At 64.7% G+C, this 19,397-nt stretch carries 15 protein-coding genes and 4 tRNA genes; 13 read left to right on the top strand and 6 right to left on the bottom strand.

Annotation, left to right across the window (positions count from 1 at the left end):
• Positions 1-130 precede the first annotated feature (130 nt).
• Positions 131-2,848 (top strand): protease pro-enzyme activation domain-containing protein, encoded by a 2,718-nt coding sequence (locus AC5IJH_RS00095; protein ID WP_491900744.1) that lies wholly within the window; start codon positions 131-133, stop codon positions 2,846-2,848.
• Positions 2,849-2,948: 100 nt separating this feature from the next.
• Here AC5IJH_RS00095 and AC5IJH_RS00090 read toward each other — a convergent pair whose 3' ends face one another.
• Positions 2,949-4,055 (bottom strand): DEAD/DEAH box helicase, encoded by a 1,107-nt coding sequence (locus AC5IJH_RS00090; RefSeq protein WP_491900743.1) that lies wholly within the window; start codon positions 4,053-4,055, stop codon positions 2,949-2,951.
• A 449-nt stretch (positions 4,056-4,504) separates the two neighbouring features.
• On the opposite strand from AC5IJH_RS00090, the gene prmC reads away from it, so the two are divergent.
• Positions 4,505-5,356, top strand: coding sequence for a peptide chain release factor N(5)-glutamine methyltransferase (gene prmC, locus AC5IJH_RS00085; protein WP_491900742.1), 852 nt, complete (start codon positions 4,505-4,507; stop codon positions 5,354-5,356).
• Between the two features lie 243 nt (positions 5,357-5,599).
• Positions 5,600-8,773, top strand: a complete 3,174-nt coding sequence (locus tag AC5IJH_RS00080; protein ID WP_491900741.1) for a DUF3857 domain-containing protein — start codon at positions 5,600-5,602, stop codon at positions 8,771-8,773.
• Positions 8,774-8,958: 185 nt separating this feature from the next.
• Here AC5IJH_RS00080 and AC5IJH_RS00075 read toward each other — a convergent pair whose 3' ends face one another.
• The gene (locus AC5IJH_RS00075; protein ID WP_491900740.1) at positions 8,959-9,438 is read right to left on the bottom strand and encodes a hypothetical protein; all 480 of its coding nucleotides are present in this window, start codon (positions 9,436-9,438) and stop codon (positions 8,959-8,961) included.
• A 452-nt stretch (positions 9,439-9,890) separates the two neighbouring features.
• Here AC5IJH_RS00075 and AC5IJH_RS00070 point away from each other — a divergent pair, with 452 nt between their 5' ends.
• Complete coding sequence (locus AC5IJH_RS00070; RefSeq protein ID WP_491900739.1) at positions 9,891-11,366, top strand: carbohydrate porin; 1,476 nt, start codon at positions 9,891-9,893, stop codon at positions 11,364-11,366.
• Positions 11,367-11,383: 17 nt separating this feature from the next.
• Here the strand turns inward: AC5IJH_RS00070 and AC5IJH_RS00065 are convergent, their stop codons facing one another.
• Positions 11,384-12,010, bottom strand: a complete 627-nt coding sequence (locus AC5IJH_RS00065) for a TetR/AcrR family transcriptional regulator (protein WP_491900738.1) — start codon at positions 12,008-12,010, stop codon at positions 11,384-11,386.
• A 113-nt stretch (positions 12,011-12,123) separates the two neighbouring features.
• Here AC5IJH_RS00065 and AC5IJH_RS00060 point away from each other — a divergent pair, with 113 nt between their 5' ends.
• A complete protein-coding gene (locus AC5IJH_RS00060) occupies positions 12,124-12,999 on the top strand; it encodes an SDR family oxidoreductase (protein ID WP_491900737.1) in 876 nt (291 codons plus the stop codon).
• A 27-nt stretch (positions 13,000-13,026) separates the two neighbouring features.
• Here the strand turns inward: AC5IJH_RS00060 and AC5IJH_RS00055 are convergent, their stop codons facing one another.
• Positions 13,027-14,010 carry a serine hydrolase gene (locus tag AC5IJH_RS00055; protein WP_491900736.1) on the bottom strand — a complete coding sequence of 328 codons (984 nt, stop codon included), beginning with the start codon at positions 14,008-14,010 and terminating at the stop codon, positions 13,027-13,029.
• 137 nt (positions 14,011-14,147) lie between these two features.
• On the opposite strand from AC5IJH_RS00055, the gene AC5IJH_RS00050 reads away from it, so the two are divergent.
• Positions 14,148-15,146 (top strand): MBL fold metallo-hydrolase, encoded by a 999-nt coding sequence (locus AC5IJH_RS00050; protein ID WP_491900735.1) that lies wholly within the window; start codon positions 14,148-14,150, stop codon positions 15,144-15,146.
• 122 nt (positions 15,147-15,268) lie between these two features.
• On the opposite strand, the gene AC5IJH_RS00045 is transcribed toward AC5IJH_RS00050, so the two are convergent.
• The gene (locus AC5IJH_RS00045; RefSeq protein WP_491900911.1) at positions 15,269-16,660 is read right to left on the bottom strand and encodes a PQQ-dependent sugar dehydrogenase; all 1,392 of its coding nucleotides are present in this window, start codon (positions 16,658-16,660) and stop codon (positions 15,269-15,271) included.
• A gap of 139 nt (positions 16,661-16,799) precedes the next feature.
• The gene (locus tag AC5IJH_RS00040; protein WP_491900734.1) at positions 16,800-17,762 is read right to left on the bottom strand and encodes a hypothetical protein; all 963 of its coding nucleotides are present in this window, start codon (positions 17,760-17,762) and stop codon (positions 16,800-16,802) included.
• Between the two features lie 197 nt (positions 17,763-17,959).
• Between AC5IJH_RS00040 and AC5IJH_RS00035 the strand changes: the two genes are divergently transcribed.
• The 7 genes from AC5IJH_RS00035 to AC5IJH_RS00005 all read left to right on the top strand — a co-directional run.
• Positions 17,960-18,035 (top strand) — tRNA-Thr (locus tag AC5IJH_RS00035).
• A 186-nt stretch (positions 18,036-18,221) separates the two neighbouring features.
• Positions 18,222-18,310: transfer RNA gene (locus tag AC5IJH_RS00030), tRNA-Tyr, on the top strand.
• A 12-nt stretch (positions 18,311-18,322) separates the two neighbouring features.
• Positions 18,323-18,526 (top strand): hypothetical protein, encoded by a 204-nt coding sequence (locus AC5IJH_RS00025; RefSeq protein ID WP_491900733.1) that lies wholly within the window; start codon positions 18,323-18,325, stop codon positions 18,524-18,526.
• A gap of 23 nt (positions 18,527-18,549) precedes the next feature.
• Positions 18,550-18,625 (top strand) — tRNA-Thr (locus AC5IJH_RS00020).
• A gap of 81 nt (positions 18,626-18,706) precedes the next feature.
• Positions 18,707-18,781: transfer RNA gene (locus AC5IJH_RS00015), tRNA-Gly, on the top strand.
• A 46-nt stretch (positions 18,782-18,827) separates the two neighbouring features.
• Entirely contained in the window at positions 18,828-19,145 is a 318-nt protein-coding gene (locus AC5IJH_RS00010; protein WP_491900732.1) for a hypothetical protein, read from the top strand.
• A 127-nt stretch (positions 19,146-19,272) separates the two neighbouring features.
• Positions 19,273-19,397 (top strand): GTP-binding protein (locus AC5IJH_RS00005; protein WP_491900910.1); only part of this gene is annotated, 125 nt, incomplete at its 3' end.

The following is a 19,397-nucleotide window of genomic DNA, read 5'->3' as shown; positions in this document are numbered from 1 at the left end:
TCTATCACAGCACCACCCATCCGGTTGCGGCCCCCGCTCGTGCTCGTCTGCCCTGAACGGATCGGCGACCCACACCACTCCGTCAGGGAGGGAACACCTCATGCCGTCCTGCGTATCTGTACCGTTTCCTGTGACGAAAGCATTCCGTCGTGCATTCCGGCCCCTCGTCCTCGGTGCCGTCGCCTTGCTTGCCGGGACCTCATCTGGCAGCCTGCATGCGCAGATCGCCAGTCGCGTGCGCGCCATCGATGCTCACCAGACGACGACGCTGCCCAACACGCGGCATCCGCTCACGGTCGGCGCGACTCCGACTAGCCATCTCGCCGCGAGCACGCGGCTGGACGGGATCAAGCTGCACTTCAACCGCACAGTCGCTCAGAATGCGGACCTCAAGGCGCTGCTCGCCGCCCAGCAGAACCCCGCTTCGCCGCAGTATCACCAGTGGCTCACGCCGGCGCAGTTCGCTGCGCGTTACGGCATCAGCACGGCTGATCTCAACGCGGTCAGCGCCTGGCTCGGGCAGCAGGGCTTCGCGGTGCAGGGCGCGAATGCCAGCCACAACGAGCTCACATTTTCCGGCACCGCCGCGCAAGTGGAGCAGGCCTTCGGCACGCGGCTTAACCTCTACAGCATCGCCGGAGAGAGCGTCTATGCGCCCAGCCAGAACCTGACCCTGCCGACTTCTGTCGCGGCTGTTGTGTCGAATATCAGCAACCTGTCCAGCCTGCGTCCACGGGCTCGCGTTCGCCCGGTGCCGCGCTTCACCTCCGCAATCAGCGGCAGTCACTTCCTTGCGCCCGATGATGTCTCGACCATCTACGACGTGAAGGCGCTCTACAACAGCGGCTTTACCGGCTCCGGTCGCACGATCGCGATCGTCGGCCAGACGGCGATCGCCGCCAGTGACATCTCGGCATTCCGCTCCGCCTCCGGCCTGTCCGCGAACGCGCCCACGCTCACTCTTGTTCCCAACAGCGGCGCAAGCACGGTGAGCACAAGCGGTGGCGATCTGGACGAGTCCGACCTCGATGTCGAGTGGTCGGGCGCACTCGCGCCGGCCGCGACCATCAACTTCGTCTACACCGGCAACAGCCCCAACTACAACGTATTCGACTCGCTGCAGTACGCCATCGACCAGAACCTGGCGCCGATCATCAGCATCAGCTACGGCGGCTGCGAGAGCCAGTACACGACGGGCGATGTCACCACCTTCGAGTCGTGGTTCGCGCAGGCCAACGCGCAGGGCCAGACCGTGATCGCCGCCTCCGGCGACGATGCCGCCGCAGACTGCGACTACTCGAGCACGACCACGATCACCTCTGCCACGCACGGCCTTGCGGTCGATCTGCCCGCGGCCTCGCCGAGCGTCACAGGCATCGGTGGCACGGAGTTCCTCGGCGATGTCGCATCCGCCGGCACCTACTGGAGCGGCACGAACAACGGGAGCAACGGCTCTGTGCTCTCCTACATTCCGGAGGAGGTGTGGAACGACACCTCGACGAACAGCGGCTTGACGGGCTCCGGTGGCGGCAAGAGCTCGCTCTTCGGCAAGCCTTCATGGCAGACCGGCGCCGGCGTCCCCAGTGACGACCGCCGCGATGTGCCCGATGTGGCAATGGATGCGTCCCCGCAGCACGACGGCTATCTCTACTGCACGGCTGGCTCCTGCGTGAACGGCTATCGCGATGCGAGCAACAACCTCGCCGTCGCGGGTGGCACGTCGTTCGGCGCGCCCACCTTCGCGGCCTTGCTCACGCTCGTCGAGCAGCAGCTAAACGCCAAAGGGCTGGGCAACGTCAACCCGATCCTGTACGCCATCGGCAACGCATCCACAACCGCCTTCCACGACATCACCACGGGCAACAACATCGTGCCCTGCACCGCCGGCTCGCCGGACTGCACAGCCGGCAGCTTTGGCTACAGCGCGACTCCCGGCTACGACCTCGTGACCGGCTGGGGCACTCCCGACGCCGCGCAACTCGCCACCGCCTTTGCCGGACAGGCTGCGACCGGCGGCGGCGTGCTCGCCGCAACCACCACGGCGCTGAGCACATCGGCTACCTCGGGCGCCGTGAACCAGTCGATCACGTTCGCGGCGAACGTCTCGGGGAACAACACCAGCGGCACTCCAAGCGGAACCGTGCAGTTCGCCGTCGACGGCACCAACTCCGGCAGCCCCGTTGCCCTCAACGCGGGCGTGGCTACCTTCGCTACGTCATTCGCAGCGACCGGATCGCACACCATCACGGCGACGTATTCCGGTGACACTACGTTCGCCGCTTCGTCCGGCAGCTACGCGCAGTCCGTGAACGTGATTGGTAAGTTCGCGCTGAGCGCCAGCAATGTCACCGTGTCTCGAGGAGCAACTGGCGCGTCTACCATCACGGTGACACCGTCTGGTGGCTACACGGGCGCGCTCAGCTTCACCGCGACAGCGAACATCACGAATGCCTGCTACACCATTGCCAACGCAGCCGTGACCGGCAGCGCTGCGGTCACGACGACGCTCACCCTTTACACCAACGCCAGCTCCTGCGCGAATGCCGGCCGTGCACCGTTCACTGCAGCACGACTGGAACGCAACGGCAGCGGGCCCGGTTCGCAGTTGCCGCTCGCGTATGGAGGACTGCTGCCGCTGCTCTGCCTTGCCGTTCCGGGCAGCCGCCGTCGGCGCGTGCAAAGCGCGCTTCTTGTCGGCGCGGCTGGAACGCTGCTCCTGCTCAGTGGCTGTGGTGGCGGCTCCACGTCCTCCGCGCTCGCCCCGAAGGGCACCTACTCTTTCACCGTGACTGGCACCGACGCGAATCAGCAGACCGCGACGACAACCTTCACTGTGATCGTTAAGTAGCAATCGTCACAACACAGAAGCCAAGAAGAAAGGGGCACAGAGCAGGTTCGCTCTGTGCCCCTCCTGTTTTCGATCCGGTGCTGCCGTACAGACGGCCGACTTAGGCGGTCGTCGTTGCCTTCACGCGGAAGCGCTTCATCGTCACCGCGAGAACGCGCTCGATCTTGCGCACCTCGGCCCGCTCTTCCGGCATGGCGAAGGTGTGCGCCGTGCCTGTCTTTGAAGCGCGGCCAGTGCGGCCCACGCGGTGCACGAAGTCTTCCGGCTCACGCGGCAGGTCGTAGTTGACCACGTGCGCCACGTGCGGCACATCGATGCCACGTGCTGCCACATCGGTCGCGACCAGCACGCGATGCGAGCCGTCCGCGAAGCTCTTCAGTGCTGCAACGCGCTGGGCCTGCGTGCGGTCGCCATGGATGCGCCCTGCTGTGTGCCCTTCGCGCGACAGCCGCTTGGCCAGCCGGTCCGCGCCATGCTTGGTGCGGGTGAAGACGAGGAAGCTCCCCTTGTTTTCGAGCAGCAGATGCTCGAGCAACTCCGGCTTTTTCTCCTTCTCCACCTCGAAGATCTGCAACGAGACGCTCGCGGCAGGCTTCAGTTCGGTCGAGATGTCGATGCGCGCCGGATCCCTGAGGTAGTCACGGACCACTTCACGCATGTCGCGATTCAGTGTGGCCGAGTAGCAGAGCGTCTGACGCGCTGCCGGGATGGTCGAGATGATGCGGCCGATTGAGGGGCGGAAGCCCATGTCCAGCATGCGATCGCACTCATCGAGCACGAGCACTTCGATCGACGACAGCGAGACCAGGCGACGATCGAGGAAGTCCTCGAGCCGGCCGGGGGTCGCGACGATCAGCCGCACACCGCGACGCAGTGCGTCGAGCTGCGGGCCTTCTGCCAGTCCGCCAACCACGAGGGCGACGCGGGTCTGTCCATCCGGAACCAGCTGGCGGACGACCTTCTCCACCTGCATGGCCAGCTCGCGCGTGGGCAGCAGGACGAGACCCAGTGGCTGTTTGCCGGGGGTCTTCTGCAGCCGCTCCAGAATCGGGATCAGGAAGCTCAGCGTCTTGCCGGTACCGGTCTGCGCGGTTGCCAGGACGTCGCGTCCTTCAAGGGCCGGTCCGATGGCGCCGGACTGTACGGGGGTCGGGGTCACGAAGTTCAAAGCCGCCAGACGCTTCTGCGTCAGCGGGGAAAGGGGCATTTCTTGAAATGTGTTCAATCTGTTCCTTGGCAGAGCGACTCTGGCTCTGCATGCACGGCGGCCTGCCTGGTCCGGGCGCGTGTCGTTTCAACTCGTGAAACGCCCGGGGGTGCGCCTGTTCTTATGTGCGTCTGGGAAAAACGGTGGGTGATTTTGTCACTATGACCGGTTGCGATTCCGACCGATCCCGCTCTTGCCGAACGATCCTCTTCGCCAGCCCTCATCGTCCACTGGGCTGACTCCCTCCACGCGACACGCGTCAAAACTGCTACACGGAGGGCAACGCTCGAGGCGCAGGGGCGGGCGCAGACGAAGCGCCGACTGCCTCCCTGACTGAGAGCGTTACAGTGAGTATAGCATTCCGGCCCCAGAAGCCCGCTGCCCGCGCCAGTTGGCAGGCAGCGCTCGCCCCCGGGCATGCGAGTATCCGTACTTCGCTTCCACTCTCCATGATCACGCTTCGCGCCGCGCTCGACCGCGGCATCGCCCAGCTCCTTGCGTCCGGCAGCCCAGCCGAGACGGCGCGCCGTGATGCGGAGCTGTTGCTGCTCCATACAGCCGGACAGACGCGTACCGCTCTCCTCACGCATCCCGATCACGCGCTCACGGACGCACAACTCGCGATCTACGATGCAGCCATCGCTCGCCGTGTTCACCAGGAGCCGATCCAGTACATCACCGGCGTGCAGGAGTTCTATGGCCGCTCGTTCGCCGTCTCGCCCGCAGTCCTGATCCCCCGCCCGGAGACAGAGCACCTGGTCGAGGCCGTGCTCGCACTCGCGCCTGCGCCGGCGCGCGTGCTCGACATTGGCACCGGCTCCGGCATTCTGGCCATCACGCTCGCGCTTGAGCTGCCGCGAGCGGAGCTCATCGCGGTGGACCTATCCACCGCAGCGCTGGCGATTGCCGAGCAGAACGCACAGCAACTCGGCGCCGCGGACCGCGTCCGATTTGTCGAGTCCGACCTCTTCGGCGCCTTAGATGAGGAGCCGCCGTTCGACTGCATCGTTTCGAACCCGCCGTATGTCGCGGAGACGGAGGCGCTCGAGCCGCAGGTCCGCGACTACGAACCGGCGCTCGCGCTCTTCGCCGGCACCGATGGACTGGCGATCTACCGCCGGCTCATCCCGCAGGCAATCCTCCACCTCCACCCCGGCGGCCGCCTGCTACTCGAGATCGGCCACGGCCAGCAGGACGCCATTGCCAACTTGTTGATCGACGCTGGCTACACATCGCCGCAGTTCCTTCCCGACCTGCAGGGCATCCCCCGCGTGGCCATCGGACGTCGTCCCAAATCCTGAGACCTGAGCCTTACCGTGGGAGACCAGAGGTATTCCGCCAGAGCAACCCACAGTACGCCCGCCCGTGAGGCCAGCACCATTCGTGCGGGTGTGGGTAGCTATTTCCTAGGCGAAGCGCTTGTCTCTGCGCTATAAGCAGCCATCATGCCGGTCCGTACCGTGTTCCTGGTCTCCAGGTTTGCTGCCTTCTTGTGCCTTCCTGCCGTTCTCCTGAGTGCACTGCCGCGCGCGGCCGGTGCCTCCATGCCAGAGGTCGCCAAGCCTTCCAGGCCGGACCTCTCGGCCGAGGCGTTGGTGATGGAGGAGAGCCACGTCGTCTCTCACTTTGCGAGAGATGGCTCAAGCGTCCGTACCTGGTCGGTGCGCGAACGCATTCAGTCCGATGCGGGCGTGCGCACTGCGGGCATCATCTCGATTCCGTTCGGCGCGCTCACCACCACTGTTCACTTCGACTATGTGCGGGTGCGCAAACCCTCGGGCCAGGTCATCCCATCCGAAGCCGACGATGCGCAGGAGGTGCCGCTGCCTGTGACGCAGCAGGCGCCCATGTACAGCGACCTCCGGATGAAGCAGCTTCCGGTGCAATCCCTGGGTGTGGGCGACACGCTCGAATATCAGGTCACCCTGACAGGAACGAATGCGGATACTCCCGGAGCGTTCTGGTACCCCGGCGAGTTCACGCGAGGGATCCCGGTCGTCTCTGAGGTCAGCGAAGTCTTTGTTCCGCGCGATGTGCCCGTGACCGTATTCAGCAAGGATGCGAAGCCCGTGATCCACGAGCAGGGTACGGAGCGTGTCTATCGGTGGGAGCACAACACCCTCGCGGATTACCCGAAGAAGCAGGAGAAGGACACCACCGCCGCCGTCAACCTGGTGCAGGAGACTTTCTCGCCTGACTTCGCCATCAGCAGCTTCAAGACCTGGGCAGAGTTTGGTGCCTGGTATCGGGGGCTCTTCAAGGAGCGTGCCACGCCCGATGCGGCGATCCAGGCCAAGGCCGACGAGCTCACCCGCGGTCTCACAACGGATGATGCGAAGGTCGATGCCCTCTACCGTTATGTCGCCACCCAGTACCGCTACATAGCGGTCTCGCTGGGCGTGGGGCGGCTGCAGCCGCACACAGCCGCGGAGGTGTTTCGTAACCAGTACGGTGACTGCAAGGACAAGCACACGTTGCTCCAGGCCATGCTGGCTGCCGAAAAGATCGAGGCTGAGCCAGTCCTGATCTCCAGCTCGTTGCGCGTGAACGAAGCGATCCCGATGCTGCAGTTCGATCACATGATCACGCTGGTCAAGCTGCGCGATGCCGCAGCGACCCGCGATGTGTGGCTGGATGCGACCCCCGAGGTGGCGCCCGCACGCGTGCTGCTCGTGAATCTGCGCGACAAGCTCGCCCTGCCGGTTCCGCCCACCGGCGATGCCGCCCTGGTGCGCACCCCGGCCTCGCTGCCGGTCCCTGGCTTCCTGCACGAGACGATCACGGGCAAGCTCGATGCCAACGGCACGCTCACGGCGCACTTCGATCTCAGCATGCGCGGCGATGCAGAAGTCATCTTCCGCATGGTGTATCACTCCATCGCGCGTGCGCAGTGGATGCAAGTCTCGCAGCAGATCTCCTACAACCGCGGCTTTGCCGGGGATGTGAGTGCCGTGGATGCGAGCGTGCCGGAGAAGACCGGCGAGCCCTTTCGCCTGAGCTACGACTACACGCGCAAGGACTTCGGGGACTGGCCCAATCGCCGCATCACCGGCATGAGTCCCGCCTTTGAGGCCAAGCTGGCCGAGGATGCGACGCCGCCGAAGCGCGCTATCGAGCTCGATTCGGTAGCTGAGAATGTCGTCAAGCTCACGCTCGAGCTGCCCGCCGGCTACTCCATTCAGCCGCCACCGGATGTGCACAAGGACACGCCCTTCGCCGAGTACACCTCGACCGCCACCCTGACCGGCCATACGCTGCACCTGGATCGCACGCTGCGTTACAAGCAGCGTGAGCTGCCGGTGAGCGACTTTGCGGCGTATCGCGACTTCCTCAAGGCCGTCAGCGACGATGCCGGACAGATGATGCAACTGATCGGCAGTGAGGTGAAGGTCGCGGGCACCACTGCGACGGATGACCACGCGTCGGCCGACCTGATCCGGCAGGCGTTTGAAAAGGAACAGGCGCACGATGTGCAGGGTGCCCGTGCCCTGCTCGACCAGGTGAAGCAGAAGAATGAACGTCAGTTCGGCCTCTGGTTCGAATACGGTCGCCTGGACTGGTACGACAAGCCGAAGGCCATCGCCGATTACCGGAAGGAGATCGAGTACCACCCGGAGAACTTCGGCGCCTATCCCGTGCTCTGCGGTCTGCTTAGCTTCACCGGCGATTACGACGGCATGCGCAATGCGATCGGCTCGTGGAGCCGCGCCGATCCGGCGGACCCGCGTGCCTACGCCATGCTTGGCGGCCTCGCTGTTGGCCAGAAGCAGTACAAGCAGGCGGAGGACGCCTTCGACCAGGCGATCAAGCGGTCGTCCGAGCCGGCTGGCTACCAGATCCAGCTTGCCCGGGCGCAGTTATTGGCGGGCGACACAGAGGCTGGCAAGGCCACGATGCACGCGGCGATGGACAAGAGCGACAACGCTGGGATACTGAACTCCGCGGCATACGAGCTTGCGCAATCCGGTGTCGATCTGGACGCGGCCGAAGCGGCGAGCCGCAAGGCCATCGCCCTGCTCGAGTCGCGCAGCGCATCGGTCGCCCTCGGGAGTGTGAAGCCGGAGGACTTCCTCAACACCGCCAGCCTGGTGGCGAACTGGGACACGCTGGGATGGATCCTCTACAAGCAACAGAAAGCCAACGATGCCGAACCATTCATTCGTCTCGCCTGGGTGCTATCCCCCGACATCGAGATCGGGGAGCACCTCGCCACGCTCGCCGAAGCGCGTGGTGAGAAGGCGGAGTCGCTCACCGTCTGGCGTCAGGTGCTCAAACTGATGGGAAACCGCGCCCTTCCGCCCGCGGGTGCGGACAAAAAGGCGAACGCTACCGCACGTGTCGCGGCCCTGACGGCCGAGGGAGTGAAGGAGAAACCGGAGCCCCCTGGACCCCAAGGAGCCGACCCGATCGCTGCGGTGCGGACCTATCGCGTCGCCAGCCCGCTCAAGGGCGAGTATGCGTCAGCAGATTTCCTGTTCCTTTTTGGGAACAGCGGCGCCCCGGATGTCCGCTTCCTGAAGGGCAACGATGCCCTCAAAAAGATCGTGCCGACGCTGCTGCCGCTCAGCTACCGGGTGGCGCTGCCCCCTGGCTCGAAGGCTAGGGTGCTGGCGCGAGGCGTACTCGCGTGCACGACTGGTTCGAAAGACTGCCTCCTGGTGGTCCTTCCCAGCGCGGAGGCAAATCTGGCCGATGTCTCACAGATCACCCAGCCCTGAGTGGTTGACGCTGCAAGCAAACCAGGTGTTCGTCCCCAAAACGCGCCAGGACCCGGGCATGAGCCCGGGTCCTGGGTTGGGATGGGCGCTGACAGAACGCCGGTCCGGTCGGGTTGTGGGTTGGTGGGTTTGCGGGTGAAAGAGCAAACTTTGTCGGCGCGCGGCGCGTCTGCGGCGGACCGGAACTAGTCCTCGTTGCGCACCCAGCCGTCCGGGGTCAGGACGAGCGTGGCATGGTCGACCGCCTCGTCAGCCACGGCCTTGGCGACGGCTGGGAAGGCGCTCTGGATGGCCTGCACCTTGGCCCAGTCCGGGCTGTTCTTCTCGACGAAGTGGTACTCGACCTTCGTAAAGCGGTTGCCGTTGTGCTCGGTTGGGGTGGAATACGTGTCGACGCTGGTCACCTGGCGCTTGCCATAGCAGAAGCGGCCATTGCCTGGAACCTGCTGGCCGGTCAGGGTCAGCTCATAGTGCAGGCTGCCAGCCTGGGCGGTACGCGTCAGCAGGCCGGCCGCGGTCAGCGCGTCCAGCTTGTGGTGGACGTCGCCCAGCAGCTTGTCGCCTGCCTGCATCTCGAACGGGTAGTGGAGCGGCTTGGTGAAGAGGCAGTCGGCATTGGCCGAGTAGTCTTCGTTCAGCACGTGAGCGAAGTTCTCTTTGCTCATCTCTGTTCTGTCGCCACAACCGGATCCAAGAAGCGTCAGAGCACCCGCGATTGCTGCCAGACCTGCCAGATTTGTGAGCTGCCGTGTCATTTCTACCCTCTTAGCAAGAATTTCTTTCGCAAAGATAGGCCAGAAACTTTAGAACGCAAACCTTACGGACGGGGTATTCGGGTTGCAAACCGGAACCCACGTTTGTGGGATACCGGTCCAGTTTGGTGGAAAACCGCACCCCCTTCAAAAGCTGCCCGCGCCACCAGGTGAGCTCCGAGGGCTGCGGTTTAGCAGAGGCTAAGTTGCTGAATTCACTGCGACATGGTGACGCGAACTTCGGCCCACGTGATAAGACGAAGAGAGCAAAGGCCGGTGCGGAGATGCACAGGCCGGATGCCAAAGCTGTCGAAAACTAAGGTGAGGCTGCCGTCGCCTCGCATCTGTCCAGGAGCCCAGTCCGCGTGCCAGCCCGAGCCGTGAACAGCAAAGCAAAGGGCCGGATTGCGCGCTGGCTGACCGGGGTTGCTGCTTGCTCGCTGGGCGCGGCGGTGGCGCTGGGGCAGGCCGCTGGTGGCGGACATGCGACGGCCAGTTCGGCCGAGTCGCCGGGTCACAACCAGGGCACGACCACCATGTTTGCCCACTCCGTGGTCGCCCCTTGGCTGCTTTCGGGGCAGGCCAACGTCATCTTTCAGGCGCATCCGGGCTTCCATTCGCCTTACCAGGGGCCAAACAGCTTCCGCAACGGCGGCGAGTACAAGACCTCGCTGCTGGGCACGCTCTACCTCGGCTACCAGCTCGAGCGGCTGCGTGGTGGCGAGCCTTCGACCCGCAGCAAGCGCTACAACACTGACTTCATCCTCGACCTGGAGTCGTCGGGTGGCCGCGGGCTGAGCCAGGCGCTCGGCCTGGCTGGCTTCACCAACCTGGATGTGGTGCGCAACCCGAACCTCGGCTCCAAGCCCTACGTCTCGCGCGTGCAGATTCACCAGACCATCGGCTTCACGGACGAGATGACCGAGAACGCGCGGAGCCCGCTTGCGCTCGCCACTGAGGTTCCGGTGCGGCGGCTCGATGTGCGGCTCGGCAAGATGTCGCTGCCCGACGTGCTCGACATCAACAGCATCCTCAGCGACAGCCATCAGCAGTTCACCAACTGGACCATCGATAACAACGGCGCGTGGGACTACGCCGCCGACACGCGCGGCTACACGTATGCGGCGGTCCTCGAGTACCAGGACCGCGACTGGGCGGCGCGTTATGCAGCGGCCGCTATGCCAACCGTCGCCAACGGCATCAGCCTCGACTGGGCACTGCGCCGCGCTCGTGGCCAGAACTGGGAGTTTGAACTGCGCCGCGGCCTGTTGCCCGGTCGCGCTGGCGTCCAGCGTGTGCTGGCCTTCCGCAACAACGCCCACATGGGCTCATATCGCGAGGCAGTCACTGCCTACGTGGATGGCAGCGACCCTACCCCGATCATCACGCGCCATGAGCACGTCGGGGCAGCAAAGTACGGCTTTGGTTACAACATCGAGCAGCAGCTCACAGACCACCTTCGGGCGGCCGGACGTTTTGGCTGGAACGAGGGCAAGCATGAGTCCTTTGCCTACACCGAGGTCGACCAGACCATCCTGCTGGGGGCTGACTACGACGGCACGCAGTGGAATCGCAGGTCGGACAAGGCGGGGCTGGCCTTCGTCACGAATGGCATCAAGCGCGATCACCAGAACTATTTGGCCGATGGCGGCCTTGGCTTCCTGCTCGGGGATGGCCAGCTGAGCTATGGGCGCGAGACTACGGAAGAGGCGTACTACAACACCCATGCGTGGCGCGGGCTGTTCTTCGCGCTGGCCGCGTCGCACGTCAACAACCCGGGCTACAACCGCGATCGCGGCCCGGTGTGGGTGCCGTCTGTGCGCTGCCACGTCGAGTTCTGATCGGCGGGTGGTCCCCGTCAAGAGCGCTTGCGAGGTGCCTTCTTTTGAGCAGGGCGCGTGGGCGCAGCCTGCTCCCCGAATTTGCGCTCTGCGCCTTCGATCCACATGTTCAGCCCACAGAGGAAGCCCTGAAAGGGCTTCTGGGCGGTGAAGACCCCGGCGCGTTCAAGCGCTGCCGTCCCGTGCAGCAGCGCCCACAGTGCGACCGCGGCCTCGGGCGCGGGCTGCTCGCCTGTTAATCGCGCCACCTGCGCAAGGACGAACTCCCACAGCGCACGGTGTGGGCCCGGGCCCTCATCATGGCAGCCCGGTCCCATCATCACTTCGTAGAGGTGCGGGTGCTCGCGCGCGAACCGCAGGTACGCCTGCCCCATCGCGCGAATCGATTCGCCGGGAGTGCGCCGCGCCGTTCCGCGGGGCTGAGCTGCACGCTCGAGCGCTGCCTGCAGCCGCTCCGTGCTGGCGTCGGCAAGGGCCGCTTCAAGCGCCGAGCGATCCGCGAAGTAGCGGTAGAGCGCATTCGGGGCGACGCCCAGCTCCGCGGCCAGCGTTCGCAGGGAGAGCCGCGCGGGGCCCTCCTGCTCGAGCTGCGCGATCGCCTCTGCCAGGATGCGGTCGCGACTGATCTTGGCCGGATAGGGCATGCGCTCACTCTACAGGTTTGACCCGATCGCGACAGTAGATGTACGCTGTCCATGTTGAAGGTGTCTGGTGTTCACCTTCAAGACCTTTCATGGGAAGACGAGGTACGGATCAGATGGCAGCTGGCGGACAGCAGAGCAGGGCAGTGGTGGTTACGGGTGTTTCAACCGGGATCGGGCTCGGTATCACGCGGGTTCTTCTCGCGCGAGGCGTACGCGCGTTCGGCACAGTGCGCCGGCAGAGCGACGCGGACCGCCTCCTGCGCGAGCTGCCCGCTGGTTTTACACCCTTACTGATGGACGTCACGAAGCCGGAGGAGATTCATCGGGCGGCAGACGCGGTGAGCGAAGCGCTCGGTGGCCGCACGCTCGATGGACTGGTCAACAATGCTGGTATGGCGGTAGCCGGGCCGCTGTTGCATATGCCCATGGACGAGGCCCGGTACCAGTTCGAGGTGAACCTGTTCGGGCCGCTGGCCGTGTCGCAGGCGTTCGGTCCACTGCTGGGAGCGGACCGCAGCCGCACCGGTCGCCCCGGCCGTATCGTCAACATCAGCTCGACCAGCGGCAAAGTGTCGCTCCCTTTCCTCGGAATGTACTCGGCTTCGAAGTTCGCACTCGAAGGTCTTTCAGACGCACTGCGGCGCGAGCTTCAGCTCTACGGCATCGACGTGATCATCGTCGGACCGGGTGCGGTCGATACCCCTGTGCAGGCAAAGGGTGAGGCAATGGACCTTAGCCGATACGACGCAACAGAATTTCGTGAGCCGCTCGCCCGCTTCCGGCGCTTGTTCCTGGAGATGATGAAGACCAGCCTCAAGCCGGACGACCTTGGGCAGGTCGTCTATCACGCGCTGACCACGCCGCGCCCGCGCCCACGCTATGCACCCGTCAGGGGGAAGCTGGCGAACTGGACGCTGCCGCGACTGCTGCCCACCCGCATGGTCGACCGCTCCATCGCCAAGCAGGTCGGGTTGTCGCGCCTGCGCTGATCGGGGTGGCCATGCTGATCGGTGTAGCTATTTCGACGCGGTGTCGAACAGTTTCGGATCGAGCCCCTGCGGCGACCACGTGTCGATGATCGCTTTCGCGATCTTCGCTGCAGTCAGGTAGGCCTCCGTGTCATCGGTCCAGCTCTGGTCGGTGTTGTCCCAGGTGAAGATCGACAGGATCACGATGCCGTTCTTGGTCGCGACCGCGTCGACATCGTTGCGCACTGCATCGAGCGCTCCCGTCTTGCTCGCAATCGCGGAGCCGGTCTCGGATGTATCAGCGGCCTCCAGATAGCGCGGGGCACCGTCACGGTAGAGCTGGTTACGCAGCATGTGCATGGCGACGCCGCAGATCTCCCGGTCTGCGGCGGTCGGTGCAGCGTGATCGTCGAGACGGCAGGTGACGATCCGCTCCATCAGGCCCGCCATCTCTCGCGCCGTTGTCTTGCCCAGTCCGAACTGCGGCTGGTCACCAGGCATCGGGCCGCTCGCGGGTTTGCCGATCTTCTTGTAGAGCCACGTGTTCTTCATGCCCAGCCGCACCAGCTCTCGGTTGGTCGCATCGAGCCCGACCGTGTCGATCGCCAGGTTGGTCGCGGTGTTGTCGCTGACGATCACCATCATGCTCAAGACATCCTTCAGCGTCAGCGTGAGCGGCGTATCAAAGAAGCCCAGCACGCCCGAGCCATCGGTCTGGTTGTCCTTGTTCAGGGTCAGCCGATCGCTCCAGTGCGCGCGCCCGGCGCGGATCTGCTGCATCGCCTCCCACAGCAGTGCGAGCTTGATGACGCTCGCTGTCTTGACCGGCGTATCGGGCGCGAGTGCAACGACGTCGCCGCTGCGCAGATTGGTCGCGTACACCGCGACCTGGCCATGGTGAGCGTGAGCCAGCTCCGTCACTCGATCGGTGAGGTGAGTGTCATGAGCAGGCGAGCGCACGACCGCGCCAGGCTGAGCGATTGCGAGCGCGGGCAGAAGCAGCAGGGCAGCGAGCGATAGGACAAGACGCATGGGCGGCATGGTACATCGCAGCTCTGCTCTTGCTAACCAGCGCCTCCTCGAAAGCCTTCGCCGCCACTTTTCTATGACACGCATCAGCCGGCATCCCGCGGGCTCGATGCGTGCCTGCGTGGTACTCTCCTTGCGCCATGCGTCCTGACTCGATCGTCTCGCCACTCTCCGCGCTGCCCAACCGGCGCTCGTTCCTCCGCTCTGCCGGATGGAGTGTTGCTGCACTCGCTGCAACGCGCATCGTCTCGCCTACATCGCTGTTCGCTCAGCAGGCGACACCGTTCATGCAGAAGTCACGCGATGCTGTCGCCAATGCGACGTTCAAAGCTACGACACTGCGCAACCATGTCGGCGTGGTGAGCGGCGATGGCGGCAACGTCGGCGTGCTCGCGGCGGGCGATGGAGGATTGCTGGTTGACTCCGGCTATGCGAGTGGGGCGGATCACCTGTGGGCGCAGATTCAGTCGCTCGGCGTGACGAAGCCCGCGATGCTCATCAACACGCACTGGCACTTCGATCACACCGACGGCAACGAAGCGCTGCACCAGCGCGGCGCACGGATCGTCGCGCATGAGCGAACGCAGCACTGGCTGTCCGAGCCGCACACGATGGCTATTCCCGGAATCCTTGACGCAGGTACCTTCCCGCCCGCGCCGAAGAGCGCGCTGCCCACCGAAACGCTGACGACAGAGAAGACGATCCAGCACGGCGGAGAGACGGTGCGGCTACGCTACTACCCGAAGGCGCACACTGACTCCGATATCGCGGTTCACTTTGAAAACGCGAACGTGCTGCATACGGGCGACCTGTTCTTCAACGGCTTCTACCCGTTCATCGATCCGACGACCGGCGGTCGTTTGCGGGGCATGGCTGAGCAGGGGCGCGGGGTGCTCAAGACGACGGACAAGGACACCATCATCATCCCCGGACACGGTCCGATCGGGACGCAGGCCGATTACATGGCATTTATCACCATGCTGGAAGCGATCTCGGACAAGGTCCAATCGCTGAAGGCGTCGGGCAAGACGCTCGATGACGTCATCGCCGCCAAGCCGACCGCGGCGTTCGATGCGAAGTACGCGAAGGGGATCTTCACGCCAGATCAGTTCGCGCGACTGGCTTACGAGGCAAGCTGACAAGCAGGCATCAGGGCCGGATGCGGGCATGTCCTGCAGGTCACGCGCGCCTTGAGTTGGGAGCAAGAAAAAGGGAGCAGGATGTCATCCCTGCTCCCTTGTCCCTCTTTTCTGCGTTACCGCTACTTCGCGGCCTGCTGCGTGTTGCCGGTGTAGGTGACGTGCCAGATGGAATTCGATCCGTCGTCGGTGACGAATAAGGAGCCGTCGGTGTCGAACGTCACGCCTACCGGGCGACCCCAGACGTTGCCATCCGGCGTGACGAACCCGGTCAGGAAGTCTTCATAGGCGCCGGTCGCCTTGCCATTGACCACAGGAACCGCGACCACCTCATAACCCGCGCGCTTCGATTTGTTCCACGAGCCGTGCTCGGCCGCGAAGGCCCAGCCACGGTACGCGGCCGGGAACGAACGGCTCTCGTCGAAGGTCATCTCGAGCGATGCGAAGTGCGGCTGCAGCAGCACGTCCGGGGTGATCACCTTGGCGGCCAGCTCCGGGTGCTTGCCCTTGTGCCGCGGGTCCTGATGACCGCCCATGTAGTAGAAGGGCCAGCCGTAGAAGCCACCCGGCTCGACGTGAGTGATGTAGTCCGGCACCAGATTGTCACCGAGACCGTCACGTTCATTCGTCGAGCACCAGAGCTGCCCCGTCACCGGGTTGATCGCCTCGCCCACGCAGTTGCGGATACCGTACGCGTACACGCGTTCGAACTTACCCTGCGGCGTGAACTCGAGCACGTCGGCGCGGTGGAACTCGGCCTGGTTGTTGTCGGTGTCGTCGACGTTCGAATGCGAGCCGACCGAGACCAGCATGTGCTGGCCGTCTTTGGTGAAGACGACATCGCGCGTCCAGTGGCCGCCGCCACGGAGGCGGCCGCCGCCGGGCAGTTCCGGCACAACAGTCTGCGCGGCCCCGGTGGCCTTGGTGTCGCCGTTCTTGTAGGGGAACTTCACGACAGAATCGGTATTGCCGATGTACACCCACTGCGGGTTCGGCCCGAGCGGGTAGAAGGCGAGGCCAAAGGGCTGCTTCAGCCCGGTAGCGAAGGTGCTCACCTGCTGCGGCTTGCCCTTCGCGTCGACACCGCGGAAGACCAGGACAGTGCCGTTGTCGCTGTCATGACCAGGCTCGCTTTCGACGACAAACAGGTCACCGTTCGGTGCCGTGCGGATCAGCCGCGGATTCTTTAGATCGGTCGCGTAGAGCTCCACCTTGAAGCCGGCCGGAGCTTCGGGCATCGCGCCTGCGGGGCGCGGCACCAGCGACGGCCCGTTGTCGACCGACTCGGTCGCGTACGGATCCGGCAGATCGCCGACCGTGACCTTGCGCAGCGCCCCGGGCTTCTCCTGCGAGTAGTCGATGAACGCAGCCTGTCCCGTGGTCATGTGGGTGGGAGCGGACTGCGTATTCGAGGCCTTGGCGGGCGCAGTCTTCGCCGGCTGAGCCGCCAGCAGGACCGGGCCGAGCAGCGCAGGCGCAACGCAAAGGGTGAGCGCGCGACGTGCAGAGATCATATGAAACATCAGGAATCCTCCAGCGATCGGATGCGGTTTGCCGACATGGCGATGCAGCGAAGGGAACGATACCCGGCCCTAAGCTCTCCGGGTGAGCACGGTGGCGGTTTGTTAGAACCACGCTCGCGGAATGCCGACCCTATTGGCTACTCGTGAGCTGGTGCACCAGCGTCAGTGGCACGGTCGCCGTCAACACCGTGCGGTTCTTATGCTGCTCCACGGTGGCGCTGTCGAGCAGCGCCGCGTAGTCACGGCTTCCGGCATTGTTCTGCACGGAACGGACCGCCAGCGAGAGCAGGCCAAGCAGGTTCTGCGCCGCCGTGGTGGTCGCCGCGGCAGCCGCCTGGCTCGGCGCGATCTCCTCGACCCGGACGCGCAGGCTGCCGAGATAGCGAACCGAGGCAATGAAGTCCGTATCCGCTGCGACCGGCAGCAGTACGCCGAACGCCTGCGGACCGCCCGCCTGCCACAGTGGCAGCGAGATCCGGCCGATGCCCCAGCCAATCGAGAGTGCCGGCACCTGCCCGTAGTACTTGCTCAGCACAGACGAGCCGGAGAAGGGCAGGGCGGCCGTGCGCGAGCGGTCGACGATGGCATGGATTTGCTCAGGCGTCGGTGTGTTCGACGCCGCGACCATGTCATAGCCCAGCAGCGTTACCCGCACAGTGCGGCCCTCGCTCGCGATCGCATAGATGGTGTGGTTCGCGTAGGTCTCGCGGCCGGTGCTGTGCTGCTCGAGCCAGGTGGTGATCCGCCGCCGGTCCAGCCGTCCGGCGATCACCTCAGAGTAGGCGACAGTGCCGTTCGGCCCGCGCGGGTCCGTCTGGCGATGCAGCGCGACCGCGGCCTGGCGCAGGTCCCGTTCGAAGACAAAGCCGGTCTGGTCGAGGAACGACTGGTACGCGGCGTCATGCGGCACGGGGTGTTGGTCGAAGCGGAGAGCGGTGCGCAGTGGCTCGAAGTTGAGGTAGAGGATGCCATCCGACTCGGGCAGCAGCCGTGCGACCTCAGGAGGCGCCTTGCCGCGCAGCCACGCCAGAACGGCCAGCAGGAGAACAACGGAGAGAGCAACGAGCAGCGTCGTGCGGGTGCGTCTGCGCATGGGTGTCTGGAGCGCTGACAGGATAGCAGTGGCACCGGTTTTGGCCTTCCCGCGCGCTGCCGCAATCTTCATCGACCGGCACGCAGAGGCGCATTGCGAGCCCATGTCTGCTGTGCTACGCTCTTGCTTGAACGGTCGCGCTCCGCGGTCGCAGCAGTGTGTCGAGGTGCTGTCGTCCGGGAGCGGGGTGTTTGCGGGCTGGCGTAGCTCAGCTGGTAGAGCATCTGATTTGTAATCAGAGGGTCGGGGGTTCAAGTCCCTTCGCCAGCTCCAGTCCACCGCCCCAGGGTCCTCGTGACCCGGCCGTCGAGAGATGAGTTAGGACGCTCCGGTACTCCGTTCCGCGACTTCCCACCCCAGATCTCCTGCCTCCCTTCCATCGAGCCGGTCTCCGGCGCGAGCTGTGTATGCGGTGCGGAGTTTGACGTGAGAACCAGTCGGGCGGTGGAGCGGTGTTGTGCACAGGTGGCCGAGCGGTTAATGGCAGCAGACTGTAAATCTGCCACTCCTTGCGAGTTACGGAGGTTCGAATCCTCCCCTGTGCACCATAGGTTGGGCTGGTGACGGAAGCGGATGCGGAACAGCCGAGCGGTCTGACCGCAGGGCGGAAGACAGCGATTGCGCTGGTGCTCTACGCGGCATTGGCAGCGCTGGCCTGGTGGACGATGGAGCCCGGCAAGTTCCGCACACTGGTGCTGATTGTGCTGGCCGGTCTTGCATTGCGGGTATTGCTGGGCGCGCGGTTGGCAGCGCGGGTAAGATGAGTGGGCAGCGGTTGTGAAGGCGGGCTGATGTAGCTCAGTTGGTAGAGCACTCCCTTGGTAAGGGAGAGGTCACCGGTTCAATCCCGGTCATCAGCTCCAAAGTTCAGCTACTAGCTTTCGGGGCCGCGGGGTCTGTGGTTGTGCCCGGGGCCAGGCTGGGAGCGAGAAGCTGCAGTACAGGCGGGAGTAACTCAGTGGTAGAGTCACAGCCTTCCAAGCTGTTGGTCGCGGGTTCGATTCCCGTCTCCCGCTCCAACTGAACGAGGAAGCGCAAAGCAGTTTTCCAGTGTGCGGAAGCGGTTTGAGCATGTTTGAGCAGCCGGTGTTGGAGATCGAGGACAAGGGTTCGTTCGAGACGGTGCGCGGCGCCATCGCCGGCGCGCTCGGGCCGGCTGGCGCGCCCCGGTTTCTGAAGACCGTCGACCGTGAGCGGTTGCGGGTGCGTGACTTCGAGACGATTCTCGGTCGCGGCCTGCTGGGCGATGACGCGAAGAACGCCTATGGTCGGCTGGGCAATGCGGACCAGGGGCAGATCCGGGAGCTGTACCTGGCCTCGGTCGAGCAGGTGTCTCCGGAGCTGCGGGCAAAGTTTTTGAAGGTGTACGCGTACTACCACTGAGCTGCGCTTTCGAGCGCGGCGTGGTCGGAACGCGAAACGTGACGAACCGGTAGAAGCGGTCATCCTGGCCGAGGTCTGCGGGTTCGATGTCGGCAACTGTTGAGCAAGGCAAGAGAGGACGCGAGCGATGGCGAAGGAGAAGTTTGACCGGTCGAAGCCGCACGTGAATGTGGGAACGATTGGTCACATTGATCACGGCAAGACGACGTTGACGGCGGCGATCACGAAGGTGTTGTCGAAGCACAACCCGAA

The sequence above is a fragment of the Candidatus Dedyshia acidiphila genome (assembly GCF_051025295.1).
Lineage (GTDB): Bacteria > Acidobacteriota > Terriglobia > Terriglobales > Acidobacteriaceae > KBS-83.
The sequence above is the reverse complement of the archived record's forward strand: the minus strand, read 5'-3'. Positions and strand labels throughout refer to the sequence as shown.

Excerpts from the sequence above, each read along its gene's own strand:
- AC5IJH_RS00090 (WP_491900743.1), bottom strand. The coding sequence starts at position 4,055 with ATGCCCCTTTCCCCGCTGACGCAGAAGCGTCTGGCGGCTTTGAACTTC.
- prmC (WP_491900742.1), top strand. The coding sequence starts at position 4,505 with ATGATCACGCTTCGCGCCGCGCTCGACCGCGGCATCGCCCAGCTCCTT.
- AC5IJH_RS00080 (WP_491900741.1), top strand. The coding sequence starts at position 5,600 with ATGCCAGAGGTCGCCAAGCCTTCCAGGCCGGACCTCTCGGCCGAGGCG.
- AC5IJH_RS00075 (WP_491900740.1), bottom strand. The coding sequence starts at position 9,438 with ATGAGCAAAGAGAACTTCGCTCACGTGCTGAACGAAGACTACTCGGCC.
- AC5IJH_RS00065 (WP_491900738.1), bottom strand. The coding sequence starts at position 12,010 with ATGCCCTATCCGGCCAAGATCAGTCGCGACCGCATCCTGGCAGAGGCG.
- AC5IJH_RS00060 (WP_491900737.1), top strand. The coding sequence starts at position 12,124 with ATGGCAGCTGGCGGACAGCAGAGCAGGGCAGTGGTGGTTACGGGTGTT.
- AC5IJH_RS00055 (WP_491900736.1), bottom strand. The coding sequence starts at position 14,010 with ATGCGTCTTGTCCTATCGCTCGCTGCCCTGCTGCTTCTGCCCGCGCTC.
- AC5IJH_RS00050 (WP_491900735.1), top strand. The coding sequence starts at position 14,148 with ATGCGTCCTGACTCGATCGTCTCGCCACTCTCCGCGCTGCCCAACCGG.
- AC5IJH_RS00045 (WP_491900911.1), bottom strand. The coding sequence starts at position 16,660 with ATGATCTCTGCACGTCGCGCGCTCACCCTTTGCGTTGCGCCTGCGCTG.
- AC5IJH_RS00040 (WP_491900734.1), bottom strand. The coding sequence starts at position 17,762 with ATGCGCAGACGCACCCGCACGACGCTGCTCGTTGCTCTCTCCGTTGTT.